Consider the following 11,312-nt stretch of genomic DNA (forward strand, 5'->3'; position numbering starts at 1 on the left):
GGATGACTAAGTCATCCTCTTCATGTTTCAATATTGAATTAACGTGGTATATAACGTAATGGGTCGACTGCATTTGATTTCGCACCGTTCCAACCGCCTTCATGTACTTCAAAGTGAAGGTGTGCTCCAAATGATTGCCCTGTATTCCCCATTAACCCTAAGCGTTGTCCTTTTGACACACGCTGACCGTTGGAAACTTCACGGTTTTCTAAGTGGGCATATAATGTGGTTACAAGTTGTCCATTTACTTGGTGAGCGATAATTACGGTATTTCCATAACTAGATGAATAGTACGAACGTACAACCGTTCCATCTTGTACAGCTACAACTGGTACATCACCGGAACGACCATTTTTACCAATATCAATTCCGTAGTGCATGCGTCCTCCAAATGATGCCCGTGGACCATAAGTAGACGTAATCGTTCCTGTTGCTGGGCGCATGAAGCCTGAGTTCGTAACCGGTGGTGCATTATGCACTTGCGATGATCCGCCTGACGATCCACCTGATGAACTACCTCCAGATGATCCACCTGAACCGCTTCTTGACGCTTGTGCTTGAGCCGCTGCTGCCTCTTCTTGTTTACGCTTTTCAGCTGCTTCAAATTCCGCTAGCTCTTGCTTTAATGCTTGTTCTTGCGCACGAAGAATCCCTGCCTCATCTTCTAACGCGCCAAGGTCTGAATGAAGTTCGCCTTCTTTTTGTTCTAGCTGTGACATAACTTGATCTTTTTGCTGGCGTTGTGCTTCTAAATCAGCCATTAATGTTTCTAACTCTGCCAAGTGGCCTTCTAACTTTTCAAGTTCAATCTCTACTTGTTCTTTTGCTTCCTCTAACGCATAGTGGTCAGCAATATGAGCATCAAGAATATTTCGGTCTTGTTGAGCAATTACCGTTAAGGCACTTACACGATCTAAGAAATCACTGAAGCTTTGGGCACCAAGAATGACTTCTATGTAATTGACTTGCCCGCCTGATTGATACATCGAACGCGCACGCTCTTTTAATAACTCATCACGCTCAGCGATACGCTCCTCTAAAATCGCAATTTCTTCTTTTAATTTTTCGATCGCTTCTGTAACTTCATCTATTTCAGCGCGTTTTTCTCGCACCTTTTGGTTCGTTTCCGCTACTTCGTGATCAATACGTTGAATTTCATCCGTCAGTTCCTTTTTTTCCTGTTCAAGCTTATTTAGTTCTGCTTGTGTCTTTTGAGCCTCTGCTTGATTTTCTGCGCGTTCTTGTTCCACATCTGAAATTTTGTTACGTAGTTCTGAGTTTGCCGATGCTGTTTCGTTAAATGGGCCCCATCCAAAAGACCCAACTGTTAATAGAACAGCAACAGTTATTAGTCCTACTTTCCTTTTCATTCAAACGCTCCCCCTTAATATCTTCAATCGAAACGGTCTGAAAGCCAGTGAAACATCACGCCTCACTGGTTCAGCCTGTTATTTACACTTTTAAAAACTTACGTACGGACATCATACTGCCCCATATTCCGATAAAGGCACCAATCAATAGTAAGAATCCAGCGATTTGCCATACATATGGAAATGGAGGTACGAGTGAGAAGAAGAGAATTTCAATTCGAGCTCCGTAGTTCGTTACTAAATACGAGTAGCCGAATACGGTTATTAAAATCGGAATCAATGATCCGACGACACCTAGGAGCATTCCTTCAACAAAAAATGGCCAACGAATGAAACCATTTGTCGCTCCTACGAGTTTCATAATTTGAATCTCTCGTTTTCTCGCTACAATTGTTAATTTAATAGTATTGGCAATTAAAAACATCGCAGTGAACATCATTCCGACAACGAGAATCAGTCCAACCATTCTTACAAAATCCGTTACAGCAAATAAACGTTCAATAAAACCTTGTCCAAAATTTACACGCTCAACATGAGCAAGCGGTTCAATCGTACTTGCTACTTGCTCTGTTAACTGTGGATTGATTGCACGTACAACAAACGCATCATTCAGTGGATTTTCTTCACGAATCGATTCAAATACTTCTCCACTTTCGTCTAAACTATCGATTAACTGATTTAATCCTTCTTCCTTACCAACAAATGTAATGCTATCAATATTAGGCAGCTGCTCCATTTCTTCAAGCAGCTCTTGCTGTTGTTCTTCTGTCGCTGTTAATTCGACATATACTTTAATCTCTACATCATCTTCAATCGTTGAAGCGACGTTGTTGACATTCATAATTAACAAAAGAAAGACTCCGACAACAAGCAGCATGACGGCCACTGCACTAATAGAAGCAAACGTCATCCATCCGTTACGTCCTAAATTCTTTGTCCCTTCGCGAATGTGGCGTCCAAGGGTTCTAAGCCTCATAGCCGTAGCTCCCCCTTGCTTCATCTCGGACCACTCGTCCACTTTCAATAGCAATCACTCGTTTTTTGATCGTGTTCACGATGTCTTTGTTATGTGTTGCCATGATGACGGTTGTTCCGCGATGATTAATATCATCTAAAATGTCCATAATTTCCCAAGCTGTATCCGGGTCTAAATTTCCTGTCGGTTCATCAGCAATTAAAACTTCAGGACTGTTCACAACCGCTCTTGCAATCGCAACGCGCTGCTGCTCCCCACCTGAAAGTTCATCTGGTAAAGATCTAGCTTTGTTTTTTAAATTAACAATTTCCAAAACGTCCATCACTTTTCGCTTTATAACGTTTGGATTTTCTTCTATCACTTCAAGAGCAAAAGCCACATTTTCAAAGACTGTTAGAGTTGGAAGCAGTTTGAAGTCTTGGAATACAACCCCCATCTTTCGTCTTAGTTTTGGAATGGCTTTTTCCTTTAGCTTTGCTAAATTTATATTATCTATGACAATGTCACCTTTTGTCGGTTTTTCTTCACGGTACATCAACTTAATAAAGGTTGATTTCCCCGCTCCACTTGGCCCGACAACGTACACAAACTCACCTTTTTCAATGCGTATTGAAATCCCATTAATTGCCTTCATGTTATTGGGATAGGCCTTCCATACGTCCTTCATTTCTATCACTAATTAATCACACCCCTGCGTGTTCATTTTGCTAACACCAAGACACAGGATACTAGCTTGTCCGACAAATAATCCTGTTGAAATTCCAAAAAATTTCGCGTCATTTGTCGTAATCTACATCATTATAACACCTATAAAATAAAAAGGGTTGGACTTTTATGTTACAATTTCATTTCACTTTGCGTAAAGTTATTGTTATTTCCACTAAAAAAACCCATTCTTCTAGGAGAATGGGCTCATTTCTACTTATTGAGCAGAAATCCACTGCGCTAAATTTTCCGCCTCTTCAGCTGGAATATTGATCGCTGGCATCGTGTTTTGTCCATTGATAATGACATCGTAAACGTGCTCCGGATCATGCTCTTCTCCAGCTAATCTCGGACCGCCTCCACCTTCAAGGTTTCCACCATGACAAGCAAGGCAGTTCGCTTCATACGATGCACGTGCTGCATCTGCATCATATTCACCAGCTGTTTCTTCACCCGCTTCATCAGTAGCCGCCGGATCTTCCACTGGCGCAGCTTCGTCTGCCGGTGCTGCTTCGTCTCCTCCACCACAGGCAGAAAGCGCAACAACGACACCAAGTGCTAATAATATCTTTTTCATAATAGGTACCCCCTTTCCCTATGTAACTTTTTGGAGTTTCCTCCAATGGAATTATATACCTAGAATTACCTCTAGGCTCGTTTAAAGCCTTCCCCAAGAACCTCTGTTGCATTCGTAACAACGACAAAAGCTTTTGGATCAACGGTTTTCACTACTTGTTTCAATTTTGTGACCTCGGTTTGATTCACCACACACATCAATACATCACGTTCTTCATCCGTATAACCACCATAACCACTTAGCTTCGTTACACCACGATCCACATCTCTTAATAAACTTTGGCGAACTTCCTCCTGGTGATTCGAAATAATGAGCGCCACTTTCGCATACCCAACACCCACTTGAACCATGTCGACGGTTTTACCAGTAACATACAAACTAATCAGTGCATACAGAGCCAGTTCGATTCCAAATGTGAATGCAGACGTAATCACTATTAAGCCATCAATAATAAAGACAGCTGCTCCTAACGTTAACCCTGTATACTTCTGAATAATTTGAGCAGCAAGGTCCGTTCCTCCTGTACTTGCTCTTGCTCGGAATACAAGACCAATTCCAATTCCGACACCAATCCCACCAAACAACGCCCCTAATAGTGCATCTTCAAAACCAACCGACCAATCTCGCGTAAAATAAACGACAAATGGCAAAAATAGCGTACCTACTAACGTTTTGATCCCGTATTTTAGTCCGCCCAAAAGCAAGATTCCTAAAATAAATAATGGAATGTTCAAAGCCCATTGTGTAAAAGCTGGCTCAATTCCAATCATATGAGCGACGATCGTACTGATCCCGCTCACACCACCTGACGCTATTTTGTTCGGAAGTAAAAAAAGGTTAAACGCAATCGCCACAAACGCAGCACCAACCAAGATATATGTATAATCCGTCAATAATTGCACCTTCGTACTCGGCGGCTGTTGCCCTCTTTTCGGTCGCATCATCATAATTCACTCCTTCATTCCTTAGAATATCCAAATAATCCTTGCGTAGTATAGCACCAGGTGCCAAATAAGTAAATGAGATCTCGCTAATGCATTAGAGTGGTAAAGGGAGTGGTGTGGCCGATGGAATGGAGGGAAATGAGATGGGTCTATTCGTTTTGGTTCCAGCTCTCTCTTCTGGTTCTCTATTTTTCTAGGCTCATCTTTTTGGGGTCCTGCCATCTCTTCTGGTTCCCTACTTTTTCCGGTCTTCGTCTTTTCGGGTTCCTGCTCTCTCTTCTGGTTCCCTACTTTTCACGGGCTCCTCCTTTTCGGGTTCCTGCTTCTGGTTCCCTACTTTTTCCTCTCTCCGCTTTTTCGGGGTCCATCTCCCTCTTCTGGTTCCCCACTTTTCCGGTCTCCACTTTTTCGGGGTCCACCTCCCTCTTCTGGTTCCCTACTTTTTCCCTTCTCCCCTTTTTCGGGTTCCACCTCCCTCTTCTGGTTCCCTACTTTTTCCCTTCTCCCCTTTTTCGGGGTCCATCTCCCTCTTCTGGCTCCCTACTTTTTCCTCTCTCCGCTTTTTCGGGGTCCATCTCCCTCCTCTTGCTCTCTACTTTTTCCGCTCTCCGTTTTTTCGGGGTCCATCTCCCTCCTCTTGCTCTCTACTTTTTCCTCTCTCCATCTCTTCTAGCACCTACTTTCCCCTTCTGCTCCAGCTTCCACTCCTGCACCCACTCATACAAAAAAGCGAGCACAAAATCCATTTCGATTTTGTGCTCGCTTTCCTTTTATATGCGCTACTTTACAATAGCCTCTACTTCCCTAACGACTGACGCAAATATGCATCAATAAATCCGTCTAAATCTCCGTCCATCACGGCGTTTGTGTTTCCAATTTCATGTCCGGTGCGATGGTCTTTAACCATGCTGTATGGGTGGAATACATAGGAGCGGATTTGGCTTCCCCAGCCAATTTCCTTTTGCTCACCGCGAATTTCCGCTAACTCTGCTTGCTGCTCTTCAATCTTTAATTGATAGAGCTTTGCGTTCATCATTTTCATCGCACGCTCACGGTTTTTAATTTGCGAACGCTCGGTTTGGCACGTAACAACTGTATTTGTCGGCAAGTGTGTAATACGAACAGCAGAATCTGTCGTGTTAATATGCTGACCACCTGCTCCGCTTGCACGGTACGTATCGACTTTTAGATCCTCTGGAGAGATATCAATCTCAACACTGTCATCTAACTCAGGCATGATCTCACAAGATACAAACGATGTATGGCGGCGGCCAGATGAATCAAAAGGAGAAATCCGCACTAAACGGTGAACCCCTTTTTCTGCTTTTAAGTAGCCGTACGCATTATGACCTTTAATAAGAAGCGTCACACTCTTAACACCAGCTTCATCTCCAGGCAAGTAATCCATCGTTTCGACTTTGAAATCCTTCCGTTCGGCCCAGCGTGTATACATACGTAAAAGCATCGACGCCCAGTCTTGTGACTCGGTTCCACCTGCTCCTGGGTGAAGTTCCAAAATCGCATTGTTTTTGTCATATGGCTCACTCAACAATAGTTGAAGCTCAAAGTCGTTCATTGCTTGAGACAATGATTTCACGCCATCTTCTAATTCTTTTTGCAAATCCGCATCTGGCTCTTCTTTCACCAAATCGTATGATACTTCTAAGTCCTCAAATTGACCATTTAGTTCAAGGAACGTGTTTACTTGTTCTTTTAGCGCATTCGCTTCATTAATAACAACTTGAGCTGCATCTTGATCATTCCAGAAATCTGGATCGGTCATCTTTTCGTCTAGTTCTGCAATACGCTCTTGCTTCTCATCGAGGTCAAAGAGACCCCCTAAATTCAGTTAATCGCTTTGCCACTTGAGAAAGCTCTTGCTTCACTTCTACTAATTCCATCTTCTCACCTCATAGCGAAGTGCAAAGTCTCAATAGGGACTCTGCACCTCCGCTTCTTTCCTTTTTTATCTGCCACAGCAGGCTTTGTATTTTTTCCCACTTCCACAAGTACAAGGATCGTTACGACCAACGGTAACGCCTTTGCGGACTGGTTTTTTCTTTTTCGGTTCTTCTTTATCACTTTGTTGCATCGCTTTTCCTTGAGCGACTTCTTCACGCTGCAAGTTTTGTTGAACTTGCGCCTTCATAATATACATCGCCACTTCTTCTTCAATGGAATCAACCATCGCCTCAAACATTTCGAAGCCTTCAAAGCGGTACTCACGAAGAGGGTCATTTTGTCCATATGCACGTAAATGAATTCCTTGGCGAAGCTGATCCATTTGATCGATATGGTTCATCCACTTCCGGTCAACCGTACGAAGCATTATGACCTTCTCGAACTCACGCATATGATCTGGAGTGAATTGCTCCTCTTTTTCATTGTAGTTGGTCGTCACTTTTTCAACGATCAACTCAATCATTTCTTCAGGGTCTTTCCCTTTTAGTTCTTTCTCCGTTAAGTCATCTTCATTTAGAAGATTCGCCTTCATGTAATTAACAATCGCAGAAAGATCCCAATCCTCTGGAACTTCGCTTTCTGGTGTGTGCAGTTGTACGGTCCGTTCGATGACAGACTTGATCATTTTTTCAACGATTTCACGAAGGTTTTCTGATTCAAGTACTTCCATACGCTGCTTATAAATGATTTCACGTTGCTCACGCATAACATCATCATACTGAAGGATTTGCTTACGAGCATCAAAGTTGTTTCCTTCCACTCGCTTCTGAGCTGTTTCTACCGCACGGGATACAAGCTTACTCTCGATTGGTTGATCTTCCTCCATCCCAAGACGCTCCATCATGTTTCTCATGTTATCGGAACCGAAGCGGCGCATCAGCTCATCTTCCATCGACAAATAAAATTGAGTTGAACCAGGGTCCCCTTGACGACCAGAACGACCACGAAGCTGGTTATCAATCCGACGAGATTCATGGCGCTCTGTACCTAGAACATGCAAGCCACCAAGTTCAAGTACACCAGGCCCGAGCTTAATGTCGGTACCACGACCAGCCATGTTTGTTGCGATCGTAACCGCCCCTTTATGACCCGCATTTTCAATGATTTCTGCCTCTTTTTCATGGTTTTTCGCATTTAACACATGATGAGGAACTTTGCGCTTTGTTAACATTTTCGAGACAAGCTCTGATGTTTCCACACTCACCGTACCGACAAGAACAGGCTGTTCCTTTTTGTACAGCTCTTCAATTTCATTGACAACCGCACGGAATTTAGCTTCCATCGTTTTAAAAATTAAGTCAGGCTTATCCTCACGTGCAATTGGTTTATTCGTCGGGATCACCATAACGTCCATTCCATAAATGTTACGGAATTCTTCTTCTTCCGTTTTTGCTGTACCTGTCATCCCAGCAAGCTTTTGATACTTACGGAAGTAGTTTTGGAATGTAATAGAAGCAAGCGTCATGCTTTCTTTTTGAATCTGCATGCCTTCCTTCGCCTCAATCGCTTGATGCAACCCATCGCTATAGCGACGACCTTTCATTAAACGACCGGTAAATTGGTCGACGATGACCACTTCACCTTCTTCCACGACATAGTCTGTATCACGATGCATCACAACGTGAGCTTTTAGCGATTGGTTTAAGTGGTGGTTTAACTGAACATGCTTAGAGTCATACAAATTGTCGATGCCAAACGCACGCTCTGCTTTGTTAACCCCATCTTCAGTTAGCTGCACATTTTTTGTTTTTTCATCAAACGTATAATCCTCTTCTTTTTTCAGAATACGGATAAACGAGTTGGCTTGCTGATAAAGCTGAGTTGAACGCTCAACCGAACCAGAAATAATTAATGGTGTACGCGCTTCATCGACTAAGATCGAATCGACCTCATCGACGAGGGCAAAATTAAGAGGGCGTTGAACCATTTGCTCTTTGTATAACACCATGTTGTCACGTAAGTAATCAAAGCCCAATTCATTGTTCGTGCTATATGTGACGTCTGCTAAGTAAGCTTCACGCTTTTCTTCCTTTGAAAGATCATTTGCATTTAGGCCCACAGTTAAGCCAAGAAATTCAAACAATTCCCCCATGATTTCACAGTCACGGCGGGCAAGGTATTCATTGACCGTTACAATGTGAACGCCTTTCTCTGTTAGTGCGTTCAAGTAAACGGCAATCGTACCAACGAGTGTTTTCCCTTCCCCTGTTTTCATTTCAGCAATGTTTCCTTGGTGAAGCGCAATCGCCCCAAGAAGCTGAACAGGATATGGAGTCATGTTTAATACTCGAGTTGACGCCTCACGAACGACCGCAAAAGCCTCAACTAAAAGATCATCAAGTTTTTCACCTTTTTGGTAACGTTCTTTAAATTCACTAGTTTTATTACGAAGACCATCATCAGTTAACTTCTTCATATCTGATGCTAATGCTTCAATTTGGTCAACGAGCTTCTCATTTTTCTTCAATTGTCGTTGACTCGGATCACCGATCACTTTTTTCAATAGACCTAACATCAAATTCGCCCTCTCTTTTTTCAGCTCGTCCAATTTAAATACGAGCATGACGCATTTTCACTAAGATTAATTTTATCAGGTAACACATGGTCTTACAAGGGACACCCTTAGTGATGATGTTCGAAAAGAATGTAGAAAAAGTTCATTTTTTGAAAAGACAGAAGTCGCTCTCTCCGCACTTGCCGCATAGAGTACTACTGAGGAGGGATTTTATGCGAAATTTAAACTGGGGAGTAGACTCCGCTGCTGCCGTAACTGAAGAGTTGCATCAATGTGTTATCGATAACTTCGGTCGACCCGACTTTTGGGGACGTTACTTATCTACGATTCCAAATGTTAGTGAAGGGCTGACTCCTGACGAATATCGCTACATTCAAAACCAAGGAATAAAACTAATGCCCATCTATAATAATTTTCAAGCAGCTGTTGGATCCCGTGCTGGTGCTGTTGCGGCAAGAAATGCGATTTTCAAATCAAGGCAGCTCGGCATTCCTGAAGGCACCTTCATTTTTGCCAATGTCGAACGTTTTTTTGAGGTCGATTCTGAGTGGATCGTCGCATGGGTGGAGGCCTTCTACAATAGTCCTTACCGTCCAGGTATTTATGCAGACCCCGATGAAGGCCCATTTAACGAGGCGTATTGCCAAGCCACAAATATGAGCAACCTTGTTCGTGAGCAAGCTGTGATCTGGAGTGCAGAACCAGAGCCTGGAACGACAACCAAACGAAATGCTCCGCGCCAATTCACACCGAGCCGACCTGACTGTGAAGCAAACGTGTGGGCATGGCAATATGGCCGCGATGCAGATGAATGCCCTATTGATACCGTTTTAATGGAAAACCGCCTTTATCGAGAATTAGCTTAAAAACAAAAAGGGGAAGCCCAGCCACGCTGCACTCCCCCCTTTTCTTATAAATTAAGCTTCTGGCTCAATCAATCCATATTTGCCATCGCGACGCTTGTAAACAACATTCGTTGAACCGTTTACCGCATCGGAGAAAACAAAGAAATTATGACCAAGCATGTCCATCTGTAAAATCGCTTCTTCCGCGTCCATCGGCTTTAAGTTAAACCGTTTTTTCCTTACCACCTCTAGCTCATCCGTAATTGGAGCCTCTTGTTCAAGTGGTTCTAAATCATTTTTAAACATATATTTCAAGCTTCCCTCTTGGCGAAACTTGCGATTTACTTTCGTTTTGTGCTTACGAATTTGACGCTCTAATTTTTCAACGACACCATCGATCGCTGCATACATATCCGTATGCACTTCTTCTCCCCTTAGTAAGAGCTGTGGCATCGGAATTGTGATCTCAATGATATGCTGATTGTTCAATACTTGCATACGAACATTGACATCTGCTACGGGAGTAGTATCAAAATAACGCTCCAGTTTATTGACCTTCTTTTGTACATAGTCACGTAAAGCTGGCGTTACTTCCAGGTTTTCACCACGGATATTATAGTTCATAAATAACTCCTCCTTTTCTATGTACTTATTTCTATTTACCCCATTGAAAGTCCTGCTTAAACATCAAAATAATTAAAAATTGTGTCACTTTTGTTACATTGATGTCGTTTCTATTTTATGAAGCATGTCTTTGATTCAGTACTATTTTTCTGTTTTTTGTGGTGGAAATTGAGGGAGTGGTGATTTAAAAAGGTTGTTTTCGCAATACTTGGTTTTTTTTATGGGTTACGTGTTCTTCTCATGTTCGTTCCATTGCGCTCCAGCCACTCGCACCCGCAAGGAGGTGCCGAGTGACTTCCGCTCCATTTCACTAAGAGAAATCTATTTAATAGCAGCAATCTTTACGAAAAACTCCCATGAGGCGCTTCTCGCTACCACCATCTATCATTAAAAGGCTGTCGCATTCTCTAAGCTCTTATTAACGGAGAAAAGATTGAACTCCAATCACTTCAACAAAGCCCTTTTAAAAAAACACTTAATCTATACTCATGAGACAATTCTTTTTCGTTGCTTCTATATTTTAGGAAGAGTTAAGGTGTGCCTTCTTCTTAACAGCGCGATGATCAGCGGTGGCTCCGTTATGCTCAAAACATTGCTAGCGGCCTTTAATTAAAATAAAGTAGCCCTTCTCCCCCAACATGCGAACACTTGGCGGTGGCTTCTCTCGCCGTGCGCCTTTTGAGAAGAGCGCTACAAAAGACTTAAAACATAACGGCGGTTCCGCTCAACTGTTTAATTGAGAAAAAGTAAAGCCTTCCTGTCACATTAACTGTGCGAACACTTGGCGGTGGCTC

General features: G+C 42.8%; 9 protein-coding genes. 1 reads left to right on the forward strand and 8 read right to left on the reverse strand.

Annotation, left to right across the window (positions count from 1 at the left end):
* Nucleotides 1-38 precede the first annotated feature (38 nt).
* The 7 genes from LQ50_RS23575 to secA form a co-directional block, all read right to left on the reverse strand.
* Nucleotides 39-1,370, reverse strand: coding sequence for a murein hydrolase activator EnvC family protein (locus tag LQ50_RS23575; RefSeq protein WP_034634109.1), 1,332 nt, complete (start codon nt 1,368-1,370; stop codon nt 39-41).
* 82 nt (nt 1,371-1,452) lie between these two features.
* The gene (gene ftsX, locus LQ50_RS23580; protein ID WP_034634111.1) at nt 1,453-2,346 is read right to left on the reverse strand and encodes a permease-like cell division protein FtsX; all 894 of its coding nucleotides are present in this window, start codon (nt 2,344-2,346) and stop codon (nt 1,453-1,455) included.
* Nucleotides 2,336-3,022, reverse strand: coding sequence for a cell division ATP-binding protein FtsE (ftsE, locus tag LQ50_RS23585; protein ID WP_034634112.1), 687 nt, complete (start codon nt 3,020-3,022; stop codon nt 2,336-2,338). The genes ftsX and ftsE overlap by 11 nt, the downstream gene beginning before the upstream one ends.
* Before the next feature lie 246 nt (nt 3,023-3,268).
* Complete coding sequence (locus LQ50_RS23590) at nt 3,269-3,628, reverse strand: c-type cytochrome (RefSeq protein WP_034634114.1); 360 nt, start codon at nt 3,626-3,628, stop codon at nt 3,269-3,271.
* A gap of 71 nt (nt 3,629-3,699) precedes the next feature.
* Nucleotides 3,700-4,569, reverse strand: coding sequence for a YitT family protein (locus tag LQ50_RS23595; RefSeq protein WP_034634124.1), 870 nt, complete (start codon nt 4,567-4,569; stop codon nt 3,700-3,702).
* A gap of 799 nt (nt 4,570-5,368) precedes the next feature.
* Nucleotides 5,369-6,473, reverse strand: a protein-coding gene (gene prfB, locus LQ50_RS23600) for a peptide chain release factor 2 (protein WP_152608284.1) whose coding sequence is annotated in 2 segments (ribosomal slippage) — nt 5,369-6,400 and nt 6,402-6,473 — 1,104 coding nt in all. Because the reading frame shifts where the segments join, the coding sequence is not laid out codon by codon here.
* A 65-nt stretch (nt 6,474-6,538) separates the two neighbouring features.
* Nucleotides 6,539-9,049 (reverse strand): preprotein translocase subunit SecA, encoded by a 2,511-nt coding sequence (secA, locus tag LQ50_RS23605; protein WP_034634117.1) that lies wholly within the window; start codon nt 9,047-9,049, stop codon nt 6,539-6,541.
* 212 nt (nt 9,050-9,261) lie between these two features.
* Between secA and LQ50_RS23610 the strand changes: the two genes are divergently transcribed.
* Nucleotides 9,262-9,915, forward strand: a complete 654-nt coding sequence (locus tag LQ50_RS23610) for a glycoside hydrolase domain-containing protein (RefSeq protein ID WP_034634121.1) — start codon at nt 9,262-9,264, stop codon at nt 9,913-9,915.
* Between the two features lie 51 nt (nt 9,916-9,966).
* On the opposite strand, the gene hpf is transcribed toward LQ50_RS23610, so the two are convergent.
* The gene (gene hpf / locus LQ50_RS23615; protein ID WP_034634122.1) at nt 9,967-10,518 is read right to left on the reverse strand and encodes a ribosome hibernation-promoting factor, HPF/YfiA family; all 552 of its coding nucleotides are present in this window, start codon (nt 10,516-10,518) and stop codon (nt 9,967-9,969) included.
* Nucleotides 10,519-11,312 lie beyond the last annotated feature (794 nt).

The organism is Halalkalibacter okhensis (assembly GCF_000787375.1).
In the GTDB taxonomy this organism is placed as follows: Bacteria; Bacillota; Bacilli; order Bacillales; family Bacillaceae_D; genus Halalkalibacter; species Halalkalibacter okhensis.

Excerpts from the sequence above, each read along its gene's own strand:
- LQ50_RS23575 (WP_034634109.1), bottom strand. The coding sequence starts at position 1,370 with ATGAAAAGGAAAGTAGGACTAATAACTGTTGCTGTTCTATTAACAGTT.
- ftsX (WP_034634111.1), bottom strand. The coding sequence starts at position 2,346 with ATGAGGCTTAGAACCCTTGGACGCCACATTCGCGAAGGGACAAAGAAT.
- secA (WP_034634117.1), bottom strand. The coding sequence starts at position 9,049 with ATGTTAGGTCTATTGAAAAAAGTGATCGGTGATCCGAGTCAACGACAA.
- LQ50_RS23590 (WP_034634114.1), bottom strand. The coding sequence starts at position 3,628 with ATGAAAAAGATATTATTAGCACTTGGTGTCGTTGTTGCGCTTTCTGCC.
- hpf (WP_034634122.1), bottom strand. The coding sequence starts at position 10,518 with ATGAACTATAATATCCGTGGTGAAAACCTGGAAGTAACGCCAGCTTTA.
- LQ50_RS23610 (WP_034634121.1), top strand. The coding sequence starts at position 9,262 with ATGCGAAATTTAAACTGGGGAGTAGACTCCGCTGCTGCCGTAACTGAA.
- LQ50_RS23595 (WP_034634124.1), bottom strand. The coding sequence starts at position 4,569 with ATGCGACCGAAAAGAGGGCAACAGCCGCCGAGTACGAAGGTGCAATTA.